Source organism: Streptomyces sp. NPDC046876, assembly GCF_040645035.1.
Lineage (GTDB): Bacteria > Actinomycetota > Actinomycetes > Streptomycetales > Streptomycetaceae > Streptomyces.
In genome coordinates this window covers 15,330-37,630 of the sequence record NZ_JBEYXK010000069.1, presented here as the reverse complement: position 1 = coordinate 37,630, position 22,301 = coordinate 15,330, and the positions used below count along the sequence as shown (strand labels likewise).

The window sequence follows — 22,301 nt, the reverse complement described above, 5'->3', positions numbered from 1 at the left end:
CCGCCGGGTCGGGGACCTACTATCCGGGCGCGAATGTGACGCAGGTCCTGTGGGCCGCCTCACCGCCCAGGCGCCGGAATGTCACCTTCCGTGGCCGGTTGTGCCCTTTTAGGGCTGTGTCGCGGGCCACTTTCGGCCCCCGGATCGAAGGAGACCGGCGCATCGAACGCCGCTTTCCGCGTCGCCCGGCGCAGCGCCTTCAGCACCGTGCCGCCGAGCGCGAGGGTCAGCACCACCGTCAGCACGGCCCGGCCTAGGTCCCAGCCCAGCGAGGTCGCCAGGCAGTACGCGGCGAAGCGCGCCAGGTTGGCCCCGACCGGGTCCCCGGGATGGAAGGAGACGCCCTGCCCCATGCCCTGGAGCAGCACCCAGCCCTGCAGGTTCATGACCGTCCCGTACGCGAAAGAGCCCGCGCACCCGTACGCCGCCAGCATCAGCAGCTCCGCCCGGCCCCGGATCCGCTCCGGGCCGGGCAGCAGCCCGGCGCCCAGCGCGAACCAGCCCAGGGCCAGCATCTGGAACGGCATCCACGGCCCGACCCCGCCCGTCAGCAGGGCGGAGGCGAACATCGTGACCGAGCCGAGGACGAACCCGAAGGCCGGCCCGAGGACGCGGCCGCTGAGCACCATCAGGAAGAACATCGGCTCCAGGCCGGCCGTCCCCGCGCCCAGCGGCCGCAGGGCCGCCCCGACCGCGGCGAGCACGCCCAGCATCGCCACCGCCTTGGCGTCCATGCCCTGGTCGGCGATGGTGGCGACGACGACGGCCACCAGCAGCGGCAGCAGGGCCGCGAAGAGCCAGGGGGCGTCCTGGGAGTGGGCGAGCCCGGACTGCCGGTCGGCCAGCAGCGGCCAGCCGAACGCGGCGATGCCGATGAGGGTGACGAGGACCAGGGCGGCCGCGGCCCGCGGACCGATCCGCAGCGCACGGCTCATGAATCGGCCGCCGGCCGCAGCGCGCGGGCGACCTGGGACACGGTGAGCCAGGGGTCCGGCGCCAGGATCTTGGCCACCTGCGGGGCGAAGGCCGGCGAGGACACCACGACCTCGGCGGTCGGGCCGTCCGCGACGACCTCCCCACCCGCCAGGATGACGACCCGGTGCGCCAGTTCCGCGGCCAGCTCCACGTCGTGTGTGGCCAGGACGATCGCATGCCCCTCGGCGGCCAGCGCGCGCAGCACCTGGATCAGCCGGGCCTTGGCCGCGTAGTCCAGGCCGCGCGTCGGCTCGTCGAGCAGCAGCAGGCCCGGTCGGCCGGTGAGCACCAGCGCCAGGGCCAGGGCCAGGCGCTGCCCCTCGGAGAGGTCGCGGGGGTGGGTGCCGTCGGCCACTTCGGGCAGCAGCGCCGAGACCAGGGTCCGGCAGCTGCCCGGCTCCGCCCCGGCATCGGCGTCGGCCGCCGCGCACTCGGCGGCGACCGTGTCCGCGTACAGCAGGTCGCGCGGCTCCTGCGGGACGAGGCCCACGCGGCGCACCATCTCCTGCGGCGGGGTGCGGTGCGGGGTCCGGCCGCCGACGGAGACCTCGCCGGCGGTGGGGGCCAGCGTGCCGACGAGGGTGGCGAGCAGGGTGGACTTGCCGGCGCCGTTGCGGCCCATCAGCGCGACGGTCTCGCCGGCCGCCACGGCCAGCTCGATGCCGTGCAGCACCTCGACGCGGCCGCGCCGTACCGACAGACCGCGGACCAGCGCCACCGGGCCGCCGCCGGGGCCGGCCGGTGCGGCGCAGCCACCACCGCGGACCGCCGGACCGGTCCGCCGCAGCAGCCGCGCGAGCAGCCCGGGCCGGGCGGGGTCTGCGGGCGGCCCGGCGGGCGGCATCTGCCCGGGGCCGGAAGCCGGGCGGCCGGGGCTCGCGGCGGCCGGCGGGCCCGCGGCAGGGCCCGAGGTGTCGGAGTCGCCCTCCGGGATTCCGGCCCGGCCCTGCACGGGGACCGCCGGTTCCGCGGGGGTCCCGGCCAGGCGGGTGCGCAGCGGCGGGGCCAGGCGGCGGGCGTCGCGTACCGAGAGCGGAAGGGGGGACCAGCCGGCCAGCCGGCCCAGCGAGACCACGGGGGGATGGACCGGCGACAGGGCCATGACCTCGGCCGGGGAGCCCAGGACCGCGGCCGCGCCCGGCGCCGGCAGCAGCAGCACCCGGTCGGCGTACTGGACCACCCGCTCCAACCGGTGCTCCGCCATCAGCACCGTGGTCCCCAGGTCGTGGACCAGGCGCTGGAGCACCGCGAGGACCTCCTCGGCGGCCGCCGGGTCCAGCGCGGAGGTCGGCTCGTCCAGGACCAGCACCTTGGGGTGCGTGGTCAGGACCGAGCCGATGGCCACCCGCTGCTGCTGGCCGCCCGACAGCGAGGCGAGCGGCCGGTCGCGCAGCTCGTTCAGGCCCAGCAGGTCCAGGGTTTCCTCCACGCGGCGCCGCATCACGGCGGGGGCGAGGCCCAGGGACTCCATCCCGTACGCCAGCTCGTCCTCCACCACGTCCGTCACGAAGTGCGCGAGGGGGTCCTGGCCCACCGTCCCGACGACGTCGGCGAGCTCGCGGGGCCGGTGGGTGCGGGTGTCGCGGCCCGCGACCGTGACCCGGCCGTGCAGGGTGCCGCCCGTGAAGTGCGGGACCAGCCCGGACACCGTCCCGAGCAGCGTGGACTTGCCCACCCCCGACGGGCCGACCAGCAGGGTGAGCTCCCCCTCGGGGACGACCAGGTCGGCGCCGTGCAGCGCGGGCCGGCCGGCACCGGCGTACGTGACCGACACCTGCTCGAAGCGGATCACTGCGGGGACTCCTCGGTCGGTACGGGTGCCACGAAGGCGGGGAGCAGGCCGACGAGGACGGCCGCCGCCGCCCCGGGCGGGAACGCCGGCGGCACGAGCGGTACGACCCCGGGCCGCAGGGCCTGCGGATCGGCGCCGGAGGCGTACACGAGCGCGGCGGCGACGACCGCGCCCGAACCGGCGACCAGCCAGGCGCGCCCGCCCCAGCGGTCGGGCCGGTACCGGGTCCGGACGCTGCGCCGCCCGCCGAGCCGCAGGCCCGCGAGGGCCAGGGCGAGCCCGATGAGCAGCACGGGCAGGCCGTACGCGGCGCCCTCGGCGGCGAGCAGCCCGTACGTGCCGGCGCAGCAGCCGAGCAGCCCGCCGAGGGTGAGGGCGTTGGTGGTGTGCCGCACGGCCGGCGGGACCTGCGCCGTACGGCCGTAGCCGCGCGCGTCCATCGAGGCGGCGACGGCCACGGAGCGTTCGAGGGCGCCCTCCAGGACCGGCAGGCCGATCTGGAGGATCGCCTTCACCCCGCCGGTGGGGCGTCCGCGCAGCCGGCGGGCGGTCCGCAGCCGGGCGACGTCCGCGACCATGTTCGGCGCGAACGTCATCGCGACGACCACGGCCACGCCGACCTCGTAGAGCGCGGCCGGGAGCGACTTCAGCAGCCGGGCCGGGTTGGCGAGGGCGTTGGCGGCGCCGACGCACACCAGCAGCGCGGCCAGCTTGGCCCCGTCGTAGAAGGCGAAGACGAGCTGCTCGGCGGTGACGCGGCCGCCGAGGCGGATGCCCTGCGCCCAGGCGGGCAGCGGGATCTCCGGGAGGGCGAACAGGACGTGCGAGCCGGGTATCGGGGAGCCGAGGAGTACGGAGAACAGCAGCCGCAGGCCGATCACGAAGAGGCCCAGCTTCAGGAACGCCCCGTACGAACGGGCCCACGGGGCGGTGGTCCGGCGCGCGGTGACGACGTAGCCCGCGACGGCCACGATCAGCGCGAGCAGGAGGGGGTTGGTGGTCCGGGAGGCGGCGGTGGCCAGCCCGAGCGCCCACAGCCACCACGCCCCGGCGTGCACCGCATTGCCCCGCCGGGCCTGCGGTGCGGCGTACCTGCGCTGCGGGCGCGGATACGCCGCATCCGGCGCGGTGGCGGGGGCGCGCGTCATCGGGAGCGGCGGCGGGACTGCCGGACGGTGGCGGCGCCGACGGCCGCGAGGACGGCCAGGCCGGCCAGGGGCCCCGTCCAGCCGGTCCCGCGGTCCTCGTCCTTCTCGCCTTCAGCGGACGCGGGCGCCGACGCGGACGCCGACGCCGGCGCAGAGGCGGCCGCGGAAGCGGATCCGCCCTCCGCGACCTGCTCGCCGCAGCCCTGCTTCGGGTAGCCGGAGATCGCGCACAGCAGGGCCGCGCTGTCGTACCGCAGCGGCTTGGCCACCTCCGCCAGGGCCTCCGCGGCCGTGGCGTCCGGCGCCACCTGGGCGCAGGCCGTACGCGGGGCGTCCTGCGGCGGGGCGTCGCCGGCCGGGGCGTCCGCCGGGACGCCGAAGTCGACCACGACGGCGATCCGCTTGCGGCCCGCCGCCGCCGGGGTGGCGGAGCAGACGGCCTCGAAGTCGGCCGCGGCCCGCGGGCGGGCGGCCTCGGCCGCCGCGTCCTTGCTGACCGCGAAGCGGAACCCCTGCACGGAGCCGTCGGCCGGGCGGGCGGTCGAGGGGCCCTGGGTGGCGTACGCCCACTGGCCGCCCGCACCGTCCCAGAACGACCAGTACCGGTAGCCGGCCGCCGCCGCCGGGAAGGCGGCGAGCAGGGTCAGCAGGAGGCCGGCGACGAGGGCCGCCGAGGCCGGGCCGCGGCGCATCACAGTTGGTTCTTCTTGCGGCGCCCGCTCAGCAGGAAGCCGATGCCCATGCCGGCCGCCGCGCCCGCGCCGAGCATCCACCAGATGCTCTTGTCGTCCTTGTCTTCCTTCTTCTCGTCCTTCGCGGAGTCGGCCTTCGCCTCGGCCGCCTGCGGGGCGGGGCCGGTCGCGTTCAGGGCTGCGACCAGGTCCGTGCCGCCGAAGGCCTTCGGGTCGGTGCCCGTGGCGTGCGCGGCCAGGACCAGCGTGCCGAGCGCCGCCGGGCTGCCCTTGGCCCACTCGGCCGAGTTGGCCTTCAGCCACTCCAGCGCGCCCGCCGCCGACTGCCGGTGCCCGGCCGCGGCCAGGGCGATCACCGCGTCGGCGGTGTTGCCGGTGTCCGCGGTCGGCTGGTCCGCGCCCGGGGTGACGGCCGTCAGGTGGCCGTCCTTCTTCAGTGCCTCGGCCAGGTGGTCGGCCGCGGCCCGGGCGGCGGCCGCAGGGTCGCCGGCCGTGGCGGCGCAGCCCGGCGCGGCCGCGGGGGTGTCCGCGCCGCCGGGGGCGACGACCGCGCCCTTGCCCAGCCCGGCCAGGACCGCCGCGGCCGTCGCGTCGGCATTGGCGGCCAGCTTGCCGTCGGTCGGCTGGTACGCGAACGCGCCCCGGTCGGCGGCCGGCTCGGCGGTGCAGCCCAGCTGGAAGGCGAGCAGGCCCTCGTACGCGGACTTCCCGGCCTTCGACTTCACCTCGGCCGGCTTCTCGCCGGCCACCGCCAGCGCGCTGATCACCACGGCCGTGGAGTTGGCGTCGCTGGGGGAGCCGGGGACGAAGGCCCAGCCGCCGTCCTCGTTCTGCACGGACTTCAGCCAGTCCACGCTCTTCTTCACCGCGGCGTCCTGGCCGCCCACGGCCTTCAGGGCCTGCACGGCCATCGCGGTGGCGTTCGTGTCGAGCATCGTCGTCGCGTCGCACGCCGCGCCCGCGTCCGCGCGGAAGGAGGCGAAGGCGCCGTTCGCGCAGCTCTGCCCGGTCAGCCAGCCGACGGCCTCCTTGGCGGGCTGCACGCCGACCGTGCGCTGGGCGAGCAGGGCGACCGACTGCCGCCACACGCCGTCGTACGTCGGGTCCTTCTTGCCGTACAGGCCGGACGGGATCACGGGCGGCGTCGAGGCGGCGGGGGAGGGCGCGGCGAGGGCCGCGGGTGCGGCGCCGACGCAGAGCACGGCGGAGGCGGCGAGCGCGGCGGCGCTGCGGCGGACGTTCATGGGGGCGGTTGCCTCTCCTGCTGGGGAGCAGGAGGCAGGCGCGCGCTGGCACCGGGCTCCGGCTCCGTTGACCTCGACGGTGCCGGCCGCCGGGGGCTCCCGGCGGCACGAGCTCGCGCCCTTCGCCGGTACGGGGCAGTCCGGCTGGCCGCCCGGCGGGGCCGGGGCGGGACACGGTTGCGGGTCAGCGCCGGAATCGCACCGGCTTCCCCCCGTACGGAAGGGTGGACGACGGCCAACACTGTACCGGCCGGTATGCGGCGGCCGGGTGGCGCCGCCGCCCTGCGCCCCTTACCGCCGTCACACCGCCCGGTACGCGACCGGGTCGCTGCCCGGCACCGGCTCCGCCCGGCCCTGCTTCACCAGGCGCCGCAGGTGCGCCTCCGCTTCCGAGACGGCGATGTTGCGGGAGCCGTACGGGATCTGCTCCCAGGGCCGGTTCCACTGCATCCGCTCCGCCAGTCCCCACGGCGTCAGCGGCTCGGCGGCCAGCAGCTCCCGCAGCCCGGCCAGCCGCTCCTCGTGGTGGCGCAGCAGCTCGCGGACCCGGGCCGGGGCGTCGGTGAAGGCGTGCTGGTGGGCCGGGAGCACCTCCGCCGGCTCCAGGCGGCCGATGCGTTCGAGGGAGTCGAGGTAGTCGCCGAGGGGGTCGCCGGCGCGGGTGTCCTCCGGATCCTCGTACAGGCCGATGTGGGGGGAGATCCCGGGCAGGAGGTGGTCCCCGGAGAAGAGGCGGCCGTTGCCCGGCAGGTTCGCCGGGTGGCGCTCCTCCAGGTGCAGGCAGACGTGGCCGGGGGTGTGCCCGGGGGTCCACACGGCGCGGAGCCTGCGGCCGACCAGCGGCAGCAGCTCGCCGGGGACGATCTCCCGGTCGGGGACGGCGGCGCGCAGGCCCGGCAGGGTCCGCAGCCGGCCGCCGGCCCGGGCCGCCCGCAGCGGGGCGATGTGCTCCTCCGGGGCGCCGGCGGCGGCGAGCTTGCCGCTCATGTAGTCGAGCCAGACGGCGGGCTCGGCGGAGCGGGTGCGCAGTACGACCTCGGTGTCGGCGGCGTGCATGGCGATCCAGGCGCCGGAGGCCTCGCGGACCTTGCCGGAGAGGCCGTGGTGGTCGGGGTGGTGGTGGGTGATGACCACGCCGTGGACCTCGCCGACCGCGGTGCCGAGGGCCGACAGGCCGGCCGTGAGGGCGTCCCAGGACCGGGGGTCGTCCCAGCCGGTGTCGATGAGGACGGGGCCGCGGTCGGTGTCGAGGACGTGGACGAGGGTGTGGCCGAGGGGGTTGTCCGGGATGGGGACCTTGATGCCCCGGACGCCGCCGCCGTGGTTGGTGACCTCGGGCACCTCGGATACGTCGGCCGCGTCGGCTGAGTTGGATGCGTCGGCTGAGTCGGATGCGTCCTGCGGCATGAGGGACTCCTGTCTCCTGCGCCCGACAACGAGAACATGTTCCAGTGGTAGCCCAAGTCGACCATTTCCCGGGCCTTCTGGCTAGTCGTTGGATCTTCCGAGTCTTCCGTCCCGGCCGTGGACTCCTGGAACTAGAACTGGTATCAGTTCCGGAAAGCCGAGCCGCAGGAGGCATCAGCCATGACCGAGCGCGTGGAACACGGACAGCTGTTCATCGGCGGGGAGTGGACGGATCCGCTGGGCACCGACACCATCGAGATCGTCTCGCCCCATACCGAGCAGGTCATCGGCAGCGTCCCGCACGCCTCGCGCGCCGACGTGGACCGCGCCGTCGCCGCCGCCCGCCGGGCCTTCGACACGGGCCCCTGGCCCCGGATGGCCCTCGACGAGCGGATCGCGGTCGTCACCCGGATCAAGGACGCGATCGCCGTCCGGCACGAGGAGATCGCCCGCTCGATCAGCTCGCAGAACGGCTCCCCCTACTCCTGGAGCGTCCTGGCCCAGGCGCTCGGCCCGATGATGGTCTACGACGCCGCGATCCAGGTGGCGCGCGCCTATCCGTACGAGGAGCACCGCCAGGGCGTGCTCGGCCCCATCCTGGTGCGGCGGGAGCCGGTGGGCGTGGTCGCGGCCGTCATCCCGTGGAACGTGCCGCAGTTCGTGGCCGCCGCGAAGCTCGCGCCCGCGCTGCTCACCGGGTCCGCGGTCATCCTGAAGCCGTCCCCCGAGTCGCCGCTGGACTCGTACATCCTCGCCGACATCGCCCGGGAGGCCGGGCTGCCCGAGGGCGTGCTGTCCGTCCTGCCCGCCGACCGCGAGGTCAGCGAGTACCTGGTCGGCCATCCCGGGGTCGACAAGGTCGCCTTCACCGGCTCGGTCGCGGCCGGCCGGCGCGTGATGGAGGTGGCCGCACGGAACCTGACGCGGGTCACCCTCGAACTCGGCGGCAAGTCCGCCGCCGTCGTGCTGCCGGACGCCGACCTGGAGGCCTCCGTCGCCGGGATCGTCCCGGCCGCCTGGATGAACAACGGGCAGGCGTGCGTGGCGCAGACCCGCATCCTCGCGCCGCGCAGCCGCTACGGCGAGGTGGCCGAGGCGCTCGCGGCCGCGGCCGGGGCGCTGGTGGTCGGCGACCCGCTCGACCCGGCGACACAGCTCGGCCCGCTGGTGGCGAAGCGGCAGCAGCAGCGGTCGCTGGACTACATCCGGATCGGGCAGGAGGAGGGTGCGAAGGTCCTGGCGGGCGGCGGCCGCCCGGCCGCCCTGGAGCGCGGCTGGTACGTCGAGCCGACGCTCTTCGGCGACGTGGACAACGGGATGCGGATCGCGCGCGAGGAGATCTTCGGGCCGGTGGTGTGCCTGATCCCGTACGGGGACGAGGAGGAGGCGCTGCGGATCGCGAACGACTCCGAGTTCGGGCTGAGCGGGAGCGTCTGGACGGCGGACGTGGAGCGCGGCATCGACTTCGCCCGGCAGGTGCGGACGGGCACCTTCAACGTGAACACCTTCAGCCTGGACATGCTGGGGCCGTTCGGCGGCTACAAGAACAGCGGCCTGGGGCGCGAGTTCGGGCCCGAAGGGCTGGGCGAGTACCTGGAGCACAAGATGATCCACCTGCCCGCCGGGTACGGGGCGGGTGCCTGAGCCATGGGCGACCGGTGGCAGGTGGAGGTGGACCGGGGCGTCTGCATCGGCTCCGGGATGTGCGTGAACCACGCGCCGGAGGGGTTCGTCCTGGACTCGGCGCGCCAGTCGCACCCGCGGGAGCCGCAGACGGACGCGAACGAGCCGGTCCTCGCGGCGGCGGAGGGCTGCCCGGTGGAGGCCATCATGATCACGCTGGCGGGCACCGGGGAGGCGGTGTTCCCGCCGGAGGAGTAGCGCCGGCCGCCGCCCGGCCCCCCCTGGGCCGGGCCGGGCGGCCTCGGCAGCGTCGGGATCAGGCCTTTTCCGGGGACGGCGCGGCCGTCAGGTCGATCAGCCGGCACACCGTCTCGATGTCGATCTTGACCTGGGCGATCGAGGCGCGGCCCGACAGCCAGGTGATCAGCGCCGAGTGCCAGGTGTGCTCGATGACCCGCACCGCCGACAGCTGCTCCGCCGTCGGCGGGGCCGTCAGGCCCATCGCGTCCAGAATGATCGCCGTCGTCAGCCGGGAGACCGTGTCCACCTCGGGGCTCACGCTGCGGTCCGCGAAGGTCAGGGCGCGCACCATCGCGTCGGCGAGGTGCGGCTCGCGCTGGAGGGCGCGGAAGGCGCGCATCAGGGTCTCCGCGACGCGGGCCGCCGGGTCCTCGGCGGCCGGGGGCCGCTTGCGCAGCGTGGTGTGCATGTGCTGGAGCTGGTCCTGCATCGTCGCGACGAGCAGGTGCACCTTGGAGGGGAAGTAGCGGTACAGGGTGCCGAGGGCGACGCCGGCCGCCTCGGCGACCTCCCGCATCTGGACGGCGTCGAAGCCGCCGCGGCCGGCCAGCTGCGCGCTGGCGTGCAGGATCCGGCGCCGGCGCGCCTCCTGGCGCTCCGTCAGGGGAGAGGATGCCGATGTGCCGACGGCCTTCGCTTCCGCTGTCATGTGCCCCGTTCCGTGGTGTGGCCGCTGCTGTTTCCGGGCTGGTGCGGGCCCAGCATGGCAGGCGCTCCGTCCGTGGCGCGAATCACCTGCTCCGCCTCTTACGGTGTGGTTTCCGGCCGGTAGATTCAATGGCCTGACGGATCAAGTCTGAAACTTGTTCTACATTATCCGAGCGGTTACGCTCCGGCGAACGTTGCAGGGAGAAGGGGGCCGAGAGTGACCGCTGAGGCCATGGTGACGAGCCCTTTCGCAGGGTCCGTGACGGATGGTGACCGGCCGTTGCGCATTGCGCTCCTCACCTACAAGGGGAACCCGTTCTGCGGGGGCCAGGGCGTCTACGTACGGCACCTGTCCCGCGAGCTCGTCGCGCTCGGGCACTCCGTCGAGGTGATCGGCGCCCAGCCGTACCCGGTGCTCGACACCGGCGCCACCCTCACCGAACTGCCGAGCCTCGACCTCTACCGCCAGCCCGACCCGTTCCGCACGCCGAAGCGCGGGGAGTACCGGGACTGGATCGACGCCCTCGAGGTCGCCACCATGTGGACCGGCGGGTTCCCCGAGCCGCTGACCTTCTCGCTGCGGGCCCGGCGCCACCTCGCCGCCCGCGCCGGCGACTTCGACGTCATCCACGACAACCAGACCCTCGGCTACGGGCTCCTGGCCGACCTCGGCGCGCCGCTGGTCACCACCATCCACCACCCCATCACCGTCGACCGGCAGCTCGAACTGGACGCCGCCAAGGACCGCAAGAAGCGGGCCTCCGTCCGGCGCTGGTACGCCTTCACGCGCATGCAGGGCCGGGTCGCCCGGCGGCTGCCGTCCGTCCTGACCGTGTCCGGCTCCTCCAAGCAGGAGATCGCCGAGCACCTGGGCGTGCAGGGCGAGCGCATCCACGTCGTCCACATCGGCGCCGACACCGAGCTGTGGTCGCCCGACCCGTCGGTGGCCGAGGTGCCCGGGCGGATCGTGACCACCTCCAGCGCCGACGTCCCGCTGAAGGGGCTCGTCCACCTCGTCGAGGCGCTCGCCAAGCTGCGCACCGAGCAGCCCGACGCCCACCTGGTCGTCGTCGGCAAGCGCGCCGAGGAGGGGCCGGTGGCCAAGGCGATCGAGTCGTACGGGCTGCAGGACGCCGTCCGCTTCGTCAAGGGCATCACCGACGCCGAACTCGTCGACCTGGTGCGCAGCGCGCAGATCGCCTGCGTGCCCTCCCTGTACGAGGGCTTCTCGCTGCCCGCCGCCGAGGCCATGGCCACCGGCACCCCCCTGGTCGCCACCACCGGCGGTGCCATCCCCGAGGTCGCCGGACCCGACGGCGAGACCTGCCTCGCGGTGCCGCCCGGCGACGCGGGCGCGCTGGCCGCCGCCCTGGGCCGGCTCCTGGACGACCCGCAGCTGCGGTCCCGCCTCGGCGCCGCCGGGCGCGAGCGCGTGCTGACCCGGTTCACCTGGGCCAAGGCCGCCGAGGGCACCGCCGCGCACTACCGGGCCGCCATCGAGCAGGCCCGCCGCAGCCGCCGCGCCCGGTGACCTCCCGGACCGCCCGCGGCGCCCGTACCCCCCGTACCGGCCGCGCCCCCCGTACGTCCCCGTCGATGTCCCTTCCCCACCCCCGCGACTGCGAAGGCAGGATCCCGTGCTGACCGTCGATTTCTCCCGGTTCCCGCTCGCCGCAGGCGACCGCGTGCTCGATCTGGGCTGCGGCGCAGGCCGGCACGCCTTCGAGTGCTACCGGCGCGGCGCCCAGGTCGTCGCGGTCGACCGCAACGGCGAGGAGATCCGCGAGGTCGCCAAGTGGTTCGCCGCCATGAAGGAGGCCGGCGAGGCCCCGGCCGGCGCCACCGCCACCGCGATGGAGGGCGACGCGCTGGCGCTGCCCTTCCCCGACGAGTCCTTCGACGTGGTCATCATCTCCGAGGTCATGGAGCACATCCCCGACGACAAGGGCGTGCTCGCCGAGATGGTCCGCGTGCTGAAGCCGGGCGGCCGCATCGCCGTCACCGTGCCGCGCTACGGCCCCGAGAAGGTCTGCTGGGCGCTGAGCGACGCCTACCACGAGGTCGAGGGCGGCCACATCCGCATCTACAAGGCCGACGAACTGCTGGGCAAGATGCAGGCCGCGGGCCTCAAGCCGTACGGCACCCACCACGCGCACGGGCTGCACTCGCCGTACTGGTGGCTCAAGTGCGCCTTCGGCGTGGACAACGACAAGGCGCTGCCGGTGCGCGCTTACCACAAGCTGCTGGTCTGGGACATCATGAAGAAGCCGCTCGCCACGCGGCTGATGGAGCAGGCGCTCAACCCGGTCATCGGCAAGAGCTTCGTGGTGTACGCGACCAAGCCGCACCTGCCCGTCGGCGCGGCCCAGTGAGCTCCACCGGGCGCACCGAACGCCTGGCCCTGGAGGGTGTGCTGACGGCCGGGCAGGCCGCCGAGACGGTGGCCGGCATCCTCGCCGCCCAGCGCTCCGACGGGGCCATACCGTGGTTCCGCGGGCACCACCTCGACCCCTGGGACCACACCGAGGCCGCGATGGCACTCGACGCCGCGGGCGAGCACGAGGCCGCCCGCCGCGCCTACGAGTGGCTCGCCCGGCACCAGAACGCCGACGGCTCCTGGTACGCGGCGTACGCCGACCGGCCCGCCGGCGTGGACACCGCCGAGCCGCAGGACGCCGGCCGGGAGAGCAACTTCGTCGCGTACATCGCCGTCGGCGTCTGGCACCACTACCTGGCCACCGGCGACGACCCGTTCCTGGACCGGATGTGGCCCACCGTGTACGCGGCCGTGCAGTTCGTCCTCGACCTGCAGCAGCCGGGCGGCGAGATCGGCTGGAAGCGCGAGGCCGACGGCACCCCCGTCACGGACGCCCTGCTGACCGGCTCCTCCTCCATCCACCAGGCCCTGCGGTGCGCGCTGGCCATCGCCGACCACCGCGAGGACCCGCAGCCGGACTGGGAGCTGGCGGCGGGCGCGCTGGGCCACGCGATACGCCGGCACCCGGAGCGGTTCCTGGACAAGAACCGGTACTCGATGGACTGGTACTACCCGGTGCTCGGCGGTGCGCTCACCGGCGGGGACGCGAAGGCGCGGATCGAGGAGCGGTGGGACGAGTTCGTCGTCCCCGGCCTCGGCGTGCGGTGCGTCCTGCCGAACCCGTGGGTGACCGGCGGCGAGTCCTGCGAACTGGCCCTCGCCCTGTGGGCGATGGGCGAGTCGGACCGGGCCCTGGAGATCCTGCGCTCGATCACCCACCTGCGCGCCGACAACGGCATGTACTGGACGGGGTACGTCTTCGAGGACGAGGCGGTGTGGCCCGTCGAGCAGACCACCTGGACGGCCGGGTCGCTGCTGCTGGCCGTCGCCGCGCTCGGCGGGGACGAGGCCACCACGGCCGTGTTCGGCGGGCTCGAACTGCCTTCGGGCCTGGAGCCGGACTGCTGCCGCCAGGGCGCGTGAGCGCAACCGCCCGCGGGCGGTTGCGGGCGGATGATGCGGGCGGGGCCGGCGCCCCGCCACCCGGGAGGCCCGAACGGGTGGCCCGAGTGGCGGGGCCCGCGACCCCGGGTGACGCTGCGGGGGACACCTCGACTCCCCCGGAGGCCACCGTGTCCCGAACCGGAACCCTGCGCGTCCGCCGCGGCGTGACCGCGCTGCTCCTGTCCACCGCACTGCTCGCCGGGGCCGCCGGATGCGGCGGCGCCGGCGGTGCCGACAGCGCCCGGGGCCCGGGCGGGGCCGCCCCCCTGTCGGCCCTGCAGGCCGCCCAGGAGCAGGCCCGGGCCGAGCAGATCGAAGCGGTGCAGGCGCAGGCCGCGCAGCTGGAGGCCGCGCAGTTCGCGGCCGCCGTCGAGGCGGAGCCCTCGCCGGACGCCACGCAGGAGCGCCAGAAGTTCGCCAAGACGCGCTTCGTCGCCAACGCCGGACTCGCCGCCGGGGCGACGTACCAGTGGATCATCAAGCCCTACCGCGCGGGCAAGTTCCAGAAGGGCGCCAGTGGCCGCACCTTCGCGCTGATCAAGGCTGGCCTCGCCGGTGCCTTCGCGTACAACCGGCTGAAGGCGGCCCTGCAGAACGCCAAGGGCGATCCGCTGCTGTCGAAGGCGGTGGCCCCGCTGACGGCGGGCATCGAGTCCCTCAAGGGGCTGGGCACCAAACTGCGCCAGGGCGGTGCCGACGACGCCGACATCAGCTCCTTCGAGAACGTCATCGGCGGCGTCAAGGACGCCGGCAAGAGCGCCGGAGCCCCCGTGACCGACAAGGTCCCCAGCGTCTCCGAGCTGAGCGGCGGCTAGCCGGGCCGGTAGCCGGGCCGGCGGGTCCGCGCGGTCACCAGGTCCGCGCGGGCTCCCGGTCCGTGCCGGCCCTCCGGTCCGTTCTGCCTGGTTCAATGGTCGGATGATCGAGCTCGCCGCCATCCTCGCCGGGGCCGCCGGAGCCGGCTGGCTGCTCCGCCGCGCGCACCTGCGGCGGGTGGCCGCCGGTCCCGCCGCCGGTATCCCGTGCATGACGCGGACCCCGGCCGGCCAGGGTCGGTGGCGCGTCGGCCGGGTGTTCGCCGGCCCCGGCGGGGCGCAGTGGGTGCCCCGCCGCGGCGAGCGGGTGGACCTGACCGGCGGCCGGACGACCGGCGTGCGGGCGCCCTCGGTGAGGGAGGGGATGTCCATCAACCCCGGATCGCGGATCGTGGCCTGTGCGTACGAGGGCGGCGGGAGCATCGAGTTCGCCGTCATGCCGCCGGACCTGGGCGAGCTGCTCGGGGCCGTGCCCCGGGCCGAGGCCCCGCAGGCGCCCTGAGGCTCTGGCCGGCCGTCAGGTGTTGAGTTCGGCCAGGACGCGCAGGGTGTGCGGGTCCGGGGCCGTGACCAGCAGGTCCGTGACGGGACCGGCGCGCCACAGCTCCAGGCGTTCGGCGATCCGCTCGCGCGGCCCCACCAGGGAGATCTCGTCGGCGAAGGCGTCGGGGACGGCGAGGACCGCCTCCTCCTTGCGCCCGGCGAGGAACAGCTCCTGGATGCGGCGGGCCTCCTCGGCGTAGCCCATGCGCGCCATCAGGTCGGCGTGGAAGTTGCGGGCCGCGTGTCCCATGCCGCCGATGTAGAAGCCGAGCATCGCCTTGACCGGCAGGAGCCCCTCGGCGACGTCGTCGCAGACCTTGGCCCGGGCCATCGGGGCGATCACGAACCCGTCGGGGAGGTCCGCCAGCGGGGCCCGGTAGACATCGGGGCGGGTGGGCGACCAGTACAGGGGGAGCCAGCCGTCCGCGATCCGGGTGGTCTGGGCGATGTTCTTGGGCCCCTCCGCGCCGAGCAGCACGGGCAGGTCGGGGCGCAGCGGGTGGGTGATGGGCTTCAGCGCCTTGCCCAGGCCGGTGGCGTCGTCGCCCCGGTACGGGTGGCTGTGGAAGCGGCCGTCGAGGGCGACGGGCGCCTTGCGCCGCAGCACCTGGCGGACGACGTCGACGTACTCGCGGGTGGCGGTGAGCGGGCTCGACGGGAACGGTCGCCCGTACCAGCCCTCGACGACCTGCGGGCCGGACAGGCCCAGGCCGAGCATCATCCGGCCGCCGGAGAGGTGGTCGAGGGTGAGCGCGTGCATCGCGGTGGCGGTCGGGGTCCGGGCGGCCATCTGCGCGATCGCGGTGCCGAGGCGGATCCGCGAGGTGTGCGCGGCGAGCCAGGTGAGGGGGGTGAAGGCGTCCGAGCCCCAGGCCTCGGCGGTCCACACCGAGTGGTAGCCGAGGTCCTCGGCCTCGGTGACGAGGCGGAGGTGGGCCGGGTCGGGGCCGCGGCCCCAGTAGCCGAGTGCGAGTCCGAGGCGCATGTACGGTTCCCTCCGCCCACGTTGACCGATCTGACGGTGCGTCAGGTGACTGTAGGGCAACGGCCCCCCGCCCGGAAGGGCGGGGGGCCGTCGAGGAGCATGCGGTACGCGGGCGGCGTGCGTTGCGTACGCGGCCTGCGCCGTGTCAGCCGCGCTGGATGCCGGAGGTGTCGTTCAGGACGCCGCGGCGGCCGTCCTGGGTCTGCGCGATGAGCGTCGAGGGACCGCGCTGGTCCACCGCCAGGTACCAGGTGCCCGGGGCGAGTTCGGCGATCGGGGTCGGCGAGCCGTCCTCGGCGTAGAGGGGACGGGCCACCGGGACCGCGAACCAGAACGGGGCGAAGTCCGCCGCCGGCGCGGGCGCCGCGTCCTGCGGGCCCGCGTTCGGCGCGCCGCCGTACGGCGGGGCCGGCTGCGGGGTCGCGCCGTACCCCTGCGGCTGCTGGCCGCCCGGGTAGCCGTACCCGGTGCCGGGCTGCGGCTGGCCGCCGAACGGCGCCGGCGCGGCGGGGCGCGACTCCGGCACCAGCGGTCCGGCCAGCGCCGGGACCTTCGCGCCGGCGAGTGCGACACCGGCCAGCACGAGGGTGGCGAGGAAGGCGATGATGCAGCCGGGGCCCAGGTCGGCGCCGCTCGGGCAGGTGATCAGGGACCACAGCGAGGACCAGGCCGCCGCGACCGAGAGCACGGTGCCCCAGGCCGACAGCGGAAGCCCCGCCAGCTGACGGGACTGCGGCAGGAAACGGCCCCCGACCAGCAGGCCGGCCGCGATGAAGCCGAGCAGGAAGATCGTGGGAAGCGCCAGGCGGTAGACGTCGGTGTCCCACGCGCTCGGCGCATCGATGCCGGTCGCGGAGTAGAAATCGAGGAACGAGGCGATGAACAGCAACGCCGCTGCTCCGATCACCACGCCGTCGCCTCGAGTGAGGGAGCGGATATTCACGTGTCAGGTGTCCTTCTCGGTCTCGGTCGTCTCGTGGTGCCGCGGTCGCGCATCCGTGAGCGGGGGCGGGCTGGACCATGGTACGGAGGTTTCCCGCTGCCGAGAGGATCGGGGCGGCAGGCTGTCCCGGTGGGACTACCCGCCGAGGAAGCCGACGATGCCGTCCGCAATACCCTGGGCCGCCTTCTGCCGCCAGTCCGGATTCGTCAGCAGCGCCGCGTCCTTGCTGTCACGCATGTTGCCGCATTCGACGAACACCTTGGGCCGGGTCGAGAGATTGAGGCCGCCCAGGTCGTCGCGGACGACCAACCCCGTGCCGCCGCCCAGGTAGTTGGCGGGCGAGGTGCCGGTGGTGCGGGCGAAGTTCGCGGCGATCTTCTCGCCGAGGTCCCGGGAGGGGCCGACGATCGCCGCGGTGTCCGCGGCGCCGCCCTTGACCTTGGCCGGGAGGATGACGTGGTAGCCGCGGTTGCCCTCGGATTCGCCGTCCGCGTGGACGGAGACCACGGCGTCGGCGTTCGCCTGGTTGCCGATGCGGGCGCGCTCGTCGATGCAGGGGCCCCAGGGGCGCTCGCCGTCGTGCGTGAACACCACCTTCAGGCCCTTGGCCTGGAGGACGGTGCGCAGGCGGCGCGAGACGTCGAGGGTGAACTCAGCTTCCTTGTAACCGGCGTTGGTGGTGGTGCCGGTGGCGTCGCACTCCTTGAGGTTGGTGCCGATGTCCACCTTCTTGTTGATCTCGGCGCTGTGGTTGAAGTTGCCGGTGTTGTGGCCGGGGTCGATGACGACGGTCTTGCCGGCGAGCGGGTCCTTCGCGGCCGCGTCGGGGGAGCTGCCAGGGGCGGCGCTCGCGGAGGCTGCCGGGGGCGGGGTGAGCGAGGCGTCGGTGCCGGTCGCCGCCGGCATCACGATCCGCGGCGGCCGGGCGTCGTCCGCGCCCGCGCCGGTGGTGACCTGGAACAGGACCCACCCCGCCAGGCAGGTCGGGGCGAGGACGGCCGCCCCGACGGCGAGGGCGGAGCGGCGTGCGAACCACCGGCGGTCGGGGCCGGCCGCGGCGGCGGTCTCGGCGGGCGGGGCGGAGTGGGCGGGCGGGGCGGAGTCGGCGGGGTCGGCCGACGGGGCTGGGCCGGGCGGCCGGCCGGAGCCGGGCGGCCGGGCGGCCTCGGGAGGCGGGGCGGACTCGGGCGGCGGGGGGCTGTCGTCGTAGGGCACGCCGCGATGCTAGTCCGGGGGTCCTCTGGCAGGGCGGGACTGGGCCGTTCGAGGGCGTGTGCGCTTATATCCCGATATGCCTAATGCTCCGCTTGCCCGTACGCCGCCTGTCCGGCGCCTTGCCCGACCGTGCCTGCCGCGCGTGCCCTGCCTGCCCTGGCCCCGTTCGCACGGGGGCCGTGGGCTACAGGCCGGGGGCGATGCGGCGCAGCACGCGCAGCGAGTCGGTCACCGAGACCTCCTCGAACGCGCCGGAGGCCAGGGCGCGCAGGTAGATCCGGTACGGGGCCTGCCCGCCGTCGGCCGGGTCCGGGAAGACGTCGTGGATGACGAGCGTGCCGCCCTCGGCGAGGTGCGGGACCCAGCCCTCGTAGTCGCCGGTGGCGTGCTCGTCGGTGTGGCCGCCGTCGATGAAGACGAGGCCGAGGCTGCCGCCCCAGGCCGCGGCGACCTGCGGGGACCGGCCCACGATCGCGATGACGTGCTCCTCCAGGCCGGCCCGGTGCAGGGTGCGGCGGAAGGTGGGGAGGGTGTCCATCAGCCCGACCTCGGGGTCCACCACGGACGGGTCGTGGTACTCCCAGCCGGGCTGCTGCTCCTCGCTGCCGCGGTGGTGGTCGACCGTGATCGCGCTCACTCCGGCCTCGCGGGCGGCGTCGGCCAGCAGGATGGTCGAGCGGCCGCAGTACGTTCCGACCTCCAGCAGCGGCAGGCCCAGCGCCGCGGCTCCGGCCGCGGCCTCGTACAGGGCGAGGCCCTCGGTGACGGGCATGAACCCCTTGGCGGCCTCGAAGGCGGCGAGGGTCTCCGGCTTGGGGGTGGCGGGGGCCATGGGTTCCTCCTGAACTGCGCGTGAGCGGCCCATGCTGCCCTACTGGCAGGTAGGACGCCATGGCCGGGGTTTCCGGTGCGGGCCCGAGCGGAGTCCGGCCGTCCGCGGAGCGGAGCACGGCAGTCCCGGAGTGCGGTCCGGGAATACGCCACGGCATGCGGCCGGTGGCGTACGGACTACACCGTCACCGGGGCGACCGGAACCGGGGCCGGCTGGAGGAGCATCGCGGAGGCCTGCTCCACGAGATGCCGTAGCACCGGCAGGTACTGCTCGTCGCCGCCCAGTACGCCGAGGAGGCGATGGGCCTCGGCGCGGAAGGCCGCCAGATCCGCGCGGTAGCGCCGCAGGACGGACGGTTCGAGCAGCGCACTCGTGAGTTCCGTGCGCGCGGCGCCGGAATCCCGGGCGGCGGAGCACAGGGCGAGGAGGTGTCCCCGGGCGGCGGGCGAGGGGGATTCCTCCAGGGCGCACGTGAGCAGATAGGTCACGGTTCCGTTGCGGAGGTCCTCGTTGCGGCCGGAGAGGATGTCCTCCTGGTCGTTGAATATCTGCCAGAGTATGCCGAAGACGTAGCCGAACTCCCGCCAGAGCTCGATTCTTCCCTCGTCGGTTCCCGACAATAGGGCCGCCATGGCGGTGATCATGGAAAAGGGGCCGCCGGACTTTCCGCGGTAGGCCGTGATCACCGAGCGCGCGGTCGCGGCGGCCGGGTCCCCGCCCATGTCGCGGAGCTGCCCCTCGACCCCGACCGCCCAGCCGGTGGCCATCTCGGCCGCGAGGCGGCCGCGTACGCACTCCGGTGCGGGCAGCGAGTGGATGATCCGGATCGGGAGCACGGTTCCGGCGAGGACGGAGGCCATGAGGGCCTCGTTCCGCCCGATCCCCTCGGAGGCGGCGGGCCCTCGGTGCGCGTCGGCGAGGTCGTCGAGATAGCAGGCCGAGGTCCACCACAGCACGTGCAGTGCGGAGAGCGGGACGGCCGGTGCGGTATTTCCCGTTTCGGCGCCGTGGACCAGCATGGGGAGCACGGACAGGGGATGCTTCAGTTTCTGGTGCCGCAGGAGGGTGATGACGGCTTTCCTGGCCGCGCTCGTATGCGAGGCGGGGTCGAGATTTCTTATGGCGGATTCCAATTCCGCTTCGATGTCCAAGGACACCTGCCGGTGCAGATCCACATAGGAGACGCAATTCACGGGTTATTCCCTTCCCTGGTGAATTGGGGCTGGCGTGAACGCCCCAGATTTGATCATTCGGGGAGGAGGGGAGCTAGAGCGATTTCCGGACACGGCCGGTTCGTTGTGGGTCGTCACGGCGCTCGCATCCGACCTTCCGTCAGAATGGAACGTGTTCTACTCTGACCGCCGATCAGGGGACCGCGACCGGGGACCGCCCGGCGCCGGCCGGGTACGTCGGAGAGGCGGCAGGGATCCGTATGGGCATCGCCATCACGCAGGAGCAGCGCGACCTGGCCGACGCCGTGCGCGGCTGGGCGGCGCGCACCGTACCTCCCGAAGAGGTGCGCAAACTGCTCGACGGCCCGCCCCGGACCGGGGTGCGGCCCGGCTACTGGGACGCGCTCGCGGGCAGCGGACTCCTCGCCCCGCACCTGGAGGGCGGCACCCTCCTCGACCTCGCCACCGCCGTGGAGGAGGCCGCCCGGGCCGCGCTGCCCGGACCGTACCTGCCCAGCGCCCTGGCCTCCGTCCTGCTCCACCGGGCGGGGGCCGCCGGGCTCGCCGCGGCCCTGGCCGACGGGACCCGGATCGGGGCCGTCGCCCTCGGGCCCGGCACCGTGACCGCCACTGCCGGCGCGGAAGGGGAGCACCTCCTCGAGGGGCTCGCGCCGCCGGTGCTCGGCGCAGGCGAGGCCGACCTGGTCCTGCTCGCCGCCCGGGCCGACGGAGCGGACGGCGCCGATGGCGCCGGTGGCGTGCGCTGGTTCGCGGTCGACGCCGCCGCGCTGGAGATCCGTACGCACGCCTGCGCCGACCCGACCCGGCCCACCGCCGAGGTGCGGGCGCGCGGGGTGGCCGTCGGCCCGGGCCGGCTGCTCGACCTCGACGAGGACCTGGTCCGCGACCTGGCCTGCGTGCTGTTCGCCGCCGATGCCTGCGGGACGGCCGCGTGGGCGGTCGGGACGGCCGCCCGGTACGCCAAGGTGCGCGAGCAGTTCGGCCGTCCCATCGGGCAGTTCCAGGGGATCAAGCACCTGTGCGCCGACATGCTCGTCCGCCTGGAGCAGGCCCGGGCCCTGGCCTGGGACGCCGCCCGGGCCGCGGACGGCCCGGGCGGGGCGCAAGGGGGAGCGGAGGTGCGCTCGCTCGTGGCCGCGCTGGCCGCCGGGACCGCCCTGGACGCCGCGTACGGATGCGCCAAGGACTGCATCCAGGTGCTCGGCGGGATCGGCTTCACCTGGGAGCACGACGCGCACCTCCACCTGCGGCGGGCCATCGTCGCCCGGCAGCTGCTCGGCCCCGGCGACGCCCACCGCGCGAGGGCCGTGGAGCTCGCCGCGGCCGGCGCCCGGCGCGCCCTCGGCATCGACCTGCCGCCGCAGGCCGAGGAGTACCGGGCTGCCGCCCGCACCGCGATCGCCGCGGCCCGCGGCCTCGACCCGGCCGCCGCCCGCCGGGTCCTCGCGCCCACCGGGTATGCGGCACCGCACCTGCCGCCGCCGTACGGGCTCGGCGCCGGACCCGTCGAGCAGCTCGTCGTCCAGCAGGAGCTGGCCGCCGCCGGGGTCGCGCTCGCCGACCTCGGGATCGCCACCTGGGTCGTGCCGTCCCTGATCGCGTACGGGACGCCCGAGCAGAAGGAAAGGTTCCTGCTGCCGACCCTGCGCGGCGACCTGACCTGGTGCCAGCTCTTCTCCGAGCCGGGCGCGGGCTCCGACCTCGCGGGCCTGCGCACCAGGGCCGAGCGGGTCGGGGCCGAAGGCTCGTGGCGGATCAACGGCCAGAAGGTGTGGACGAGTTCCGCCCACACCGCCGACTTCGGGATCCTCCTGGCCCGCACCGACCCCGACGTCCCCAAGCACAAGGGGCTCGGCTACTTCGTGGTCGACATGCGCCACACCCCCGGCATCACCGTGCGCCCCCTGCGGGAGATCACCGGCGAGGCCCTGTTCAACGAGGTCTGGTTCGACGACGCCCCGCTGCCCGCGGACGCCCTCGTCGGGGCCGCCGACGGCGGATGGCAGGTCGCGCGCCACACCCTCGGCAACGAGCGCGTCCACATGGCCGACCGGATGACCTTCGACACCGGCCTGGAGGCGCTGCTTGCCCGCGCCCCCCGCCTCGACGGGGCCTGCCGCGCCCGGATCGGCGTACTGCTGGCCGAGGCGCACGCCCTGGCCTGCATCGGGCTGCGCACCACGCTCCAGCAGGTGTCCGGGCTGGAGCCGGGCGCGGGTGCGTCCGTACGCAAGCTCGTCCAGACCCCGCACCAGCAGCGGACCGCCGAACTGGCCCTCGAACTGCTCGGCCCGGACGGCGCGGTGTGCGAGGGGGCGGGGGAGCGGGCGGTGCACGGGGTGCTCATGTCCCGCTGCCTGACCATCGCCGGGGGCACCACGCAGGTCCAGCTCAACGTCGTCGCCGAGCGGATCCTCGGCCTTCCCAGGGACTAAGGGACTAAGGGCCGAGGGACTGCAGGGGCC

At 74.9% G+C, this 22,301-nt stretch carries 20 protein-coding genes; 8 read left to right on the top strand and 12 right to left on the bottom strand.

Annotated features, from left to right (window positions below; all coding sequences use genetic code 11):
* Window positions 1-59: 59 nt before the first annotated feature.
* The 6 genes from ABZ924_RS27780 to ABZ924_RS27755 form a co-directional block, all read right to left on the bottom strand.
* The gene (locus ABZ924_RS27780; protein WP_361915342.1) at window positions 60-935 is read right to left on the bottom strand and encodes an ECF transporter S component; all 876 of its coding nucleotides are present in this window, start codon (window positions 933-935) and stop codon (window positions 60-62) included.
* Window positions 932-2,767 carry an ATP-binding cassette domain-containing protein gene (locus ABZ924_RS27775; protein WP_361915339.1) on the bottom strand — a complete coding sequence of 612 codons (1,836 nt, stop codon included), beginning with the start codon at window positions 2,765-2,767 and terminating at the stop codon, window positions 932-934. The genes ABZ924_RS27780 and ABZ924_RS27775 overlap by 4 nt, the downstream gene beginning before the upstream one ends.
* Complete coding sequence (locus ABZ924_RS27770) at window positions 2,764-3,915, bottom strand: CbiQ family ECF transporter T component (protein ID WP_361915336.1); 1,152 nt, start codon at window positions 3,913-3,915, stop codon at window positions 2,764-2,766. The genes ABZ924_RS27775 and ABZ924_RS27770 overlap by 4 nt, the downstream gene beginning before the upstream one ends.
* A complete protein-coding gene (locus ABZ924_RS27765) occupies window positions 3,912-4,607 on the bottom strand; it encodes an SCO2322 family protein (protein WP_361915333.1) in 696 nt (231 codons plus the stop codon). Before ABZ924_RS27765 ends, ABZ924_RS27770 begins: the two co-directional genes overlap by 4 nt.
* Complete coding sequence (locus ABZ924_RS27760; protein WP_361915330.1) at window positions 4,607-5,851, bottom strand: prenyltransferase/squalene oxidase repeat-containing protein; 1,245 nt, start codon at window positions 5,849-5,851, stop codon at window positions 4,607-4,609. The genes ABZ924_RS27765 and ABZ924_RS27760 overlap by 1 nt, the downstream gene beginning before the upstream one ends.
* A 300-nt stretch (window positions 5,852-6,151) precedes the next feature.
* The gene (locus ABZ924_RS27755; protein WP_361915327.1) at window positions 6,152-7,258 is read right to left on the bottom strand and encodes an MBL fold metallo-hydrolase; all 1,107 of its coding nucleotides are present in this window, start codon (window positions 7,256-7,258) and stop codon (window positions 6,152-6,154) included.
* A 180-nt stretch (window positions 7,259-7,438) separates the two neighbouring features.
* On the opposite strand from ABZ924_RS27755, the gene ABZ924_RS27750 reads away from it, so the two are divergent.
* Together ABZ924_RS27750 and ABZ924_RS27745 are read left to right on the top strand one after the other, a co-directional pair.
* The gene (locus ABZ924_RS27750) at window positions 7,439-8,902 is read left to right on the top strand and encodes an aldehyde dehydrogenase (RefSeq protein ID WP_361915324.1); all 1,464 of its coding nucleotides are present in this window, start codon (window positions 7,439-7,441) and stop codon (window positions 8,900-8,902) included.
* 3 nt (window positions 8,903-8,905) lie between these two features.
* A complete protein-coding gene (locus ABZ924_RS27745; RefSeq protein ID WP_361915321.1) occupies window positions 8,906-9,139 on the top strand; it encodes a ferredoxin in 234 nt (77 codons plus the stop codon).
* Window positions 9,140-9,197: 58 nt separating this feature from the next.
* On the opposite strand, the gene ABZ924_RS27740 is transcribed toward ABZ924_RS27745, so the two are convergent.
* The gene (locus ABZ924_RS27740) at window positions 9,198-9,830 is read right to left on the bottom strand and encodes a TetR family transcriptional regulator (protein WP_361915318.1); all 633 of its coding nucleotides are present in this window, start codon (window positions 9,828-9,830) and stop codon (window positions 9,198-9,200) included.
* A gap of 216 nt (window positions 9,831-10,046) precedes the next feature.
* On the opposite strand from ABZ924_RS27740, the gene ABZ924_RS27735 reads away from it, so the two are divergent.
* The 5 genes from ABZ924_RS27735 to ABZ924_RS27715 all read left to right on the top strand — a co-directional run bounded on the left by ABZ924_RS27735 (window position 10,047) and on the right by ABZ924_RS27715 (window position 14,627).
* Window positions 10,047-11,360, top strand: coding sequence for a glycosyltransferase family 4 protein (locus ABZ924_RS27735; RefSeq protein ID WP_361915315.1), 1,314 nt, complete (start codon window positions 10,047-10,049; stop codon window positions 11,358-11,360).
* 106 nt (window positions 11,361-11,466) lie between these two features.
* Window positions 11,467-12,201 (top strand): class I SAM-dependent methyltransferase, encoded by a 735-nt coding sequence (locus tag ABZ924_RS27730; protein ID WP_361915312.1) that lies wholly within the window; start codon window positions 11,467-11,469, stop codon window positions 12,199-12,201.
* Complete coding sequence (locus ABZ924_RS27725) at window positions 12,198-13,289, top strand: prenyltransferase (protein WP_361915309.1); 1,092 nt, start codon at window positions 12,198-12,200, stop codon at window positions 13,287-13,289. The genes ABZ924_RS27730 and ABZ924_RS27725 overlap by 4 nt, the downstream gene beginning before the upstream one ends.
* 149 nt (window positions 13,290-13,438) lie before the next feature.
* Window positions 13,439-14,125, top strand: coding sequence for a hypothetical protein (locus ABZ924_RS27720; RefSeq protein WP_361915306.1), 687 nt, complete (start codon window positions 13,439-13,441; stop codon window positions 14,123-14,125).
* A gap of 103 nt (window positions 14,126-14,228) precedes the next feature.
* Window positions 14,229-14,627: a hypothetical protein gene (locus tag ABZ924_RS27715; RefSeq protein ID WP_361915304.1), complete on the top strand. Its 399-nt coding sequence runs from the start codon at window positions 14,229-14,231 to the stop codon at window positions 14,625-14,627.
* 15 nt (window positions 14,628-14,642) lie between these two features.
* Here the strand turns inward: ABZ924_RS27715 and ABZ924_RS27710 are convergent, their stop codons facing one another.
* The 5 genes from ABZ924_RS27710 to ABZ924_RS27690 all read right to left on the bottom strand — a co-directional run bounded on the left by ABZ924_RS27710 (window position 14,643) and on the right by ABZ924_RS27690 (window position 19,836).
* Entirely contained in the window at window positions 14,643-15,653 is a 1,011-nt protein-coding gene (locus tag ABZ924_RS27710; protein WP_361915301.1) for an LLM class F420-dependent oxidoreductase, read from the bottom strand.
* A 145-nt stretch (window positions 15,654-15,798) separates the two neighbouring features.
* Window positions 15,799-16,596, bottom strand: coding sequence for a hypothetical protein (locus ABZ924_RS27705; RefSeq protein WP_361915298.1), 798 nt, complete (start codon window positions 16,594-16,596; stop codon window positions 15,799-15,801).
* A gap of 135 nt (window positions 16,597-16,731) precedes the next feature.
* On the bottom strand, window positions 16,732-17,811 hold the full coding sequence (locus tag ABZ924_RS27700) for an N-acetylmuramoyl-L-alanine amidase (RefSeq protein ID WP_361915296.1): 1,080 nt from the start codon (window positions 17,809-17,811) through the stop codon (window positions 16,732-16,734).
* Between the two features lie 184 nt (window positions 17,812-17,995).
* Window positions 17,996-18,643, bottom strand: coding sequence for a class I SAM-dependent methyltransferase (locus tag ABZ924_RS27695; protein ID WP_361915293.1), 648 nt, complete (start codon window positions 18,641-18,643; stop codon window positions 17,996-17,998).
* 176 nt (window positions 18,644-18,819) lie between these two features.
* Window positions 18,820-19,836, bottom strand: a complete 1,017-nt coding sequence (locus tag ABZ924_RS27690) for a polyprenyl synthetase family protein (RefSeq protein ID WP_361915291.1) — start codon at window positions 19,834-19,836, stop codon at window positions 18,820-18,822.
* 239 nt (window positions 19,837-20,075) lie between these two features.
* On the opposite strand from ABZ924_RS27690, the gene ABZ924_RS27685 reads away from it, so the two are divergent.
* Window positions 20,076-22,271, top strand: a complete 2,196-nt coding sequence (locus ABZ924_RS27685; protein ID WP_361915289.1) for an acyl-CoA dehydrogenase — start codon at window positions 20,076-20,078, stop codon at window positions 22,269-22,271.
* Window positions 22,272-22,301: the final 30 nt, after the last annotated feature.

Coding starts and splice junctions, on each gene's coding strand:
- ABZ924_RS27740 (WP_361915318.1), bottom strand. CDS start 9,830: ATGACAGCGGAAGCGAAGGCCGTCGGCACATCGGCATCCTCTCCCCTG.
- ABZ924_RS27755 (WP_361915327.1), bottom strand. CDS start 7,258: ATGCCGCAGGACGCATCCGACTCAGCCGACGCATCCAACTCAGCCGAC.
- ABZ924_RS27715 (WP_361915304.1), top strand. CDS start 14,229: ATGATCGAGCTCGCCGCCATCCTCGCCGGGGCCGCCGGAGCCGGCTGG.
- ABZ924_RS27750 (WP_361915324.1), top strand. CDS start 7,439: ATGACCGAGCGCGTGGAACACGGACAGCTGTTCATCGGCGGGGAGTGG.
- ABZ924_RS27780 (WP_361915342.1), bottom strand. CDS start 935: ATGAGCCGTGCGCTGCGGATCGGTCCGCGGGCCGCGGCCGCCCTGGTC.
- ABZ924_RS27765 (WP_361915333.1), bottom strand. CDS start 4,607: ATGCGCCGCGGCCCGGCCTCGGCGGCCCTCGTCGCCGGCCTCCTGCTG.
- ABZ924_RS27685 (WP_361915289.1), top strand. CDS start 20,076: ATGGGCATCGCCATCACGCAGGAGCAGCGCGACCTGGCCGACGCCGTG.
- ABZ924_RS27745 (WP_361915321.1), top strand. CDS start 8,906: ATGGGCGACCGGTGGCAGGTGGAGGTGGACCGGGGCGTCTGCATCGGC.
- ABZ924_RS27770 (WP_361915336.1), bottom strand. CDS start 3,915: ATGACGCGCGCCCCCGCCACCGCGCCGGATGCGGCGTATCCGCGCCCG.
- ABZ924_RS27710 (WP_361915301.1), bottom strand. CDS start 15,653: ATGCGCCTCGGACTCGCACTCGGCTACTGGGGCCGCGGCCCCGACCCG.
- ABZ924_RS27760 (WP_361915330.1), bottom strand. CDS start 5,851: ATGAACGTCCGCCGCAGCGCCGCCGCGCTCGCCGCCTCCGCCGTGCTC.
- ABZ924_RS27695 (WP_361915293.1), bottom strand. CDS start 18,643: ATGGCCCCCGCCACCCCCAAGCCGGAGACCCTCGCCGCCTTCGAGGCC.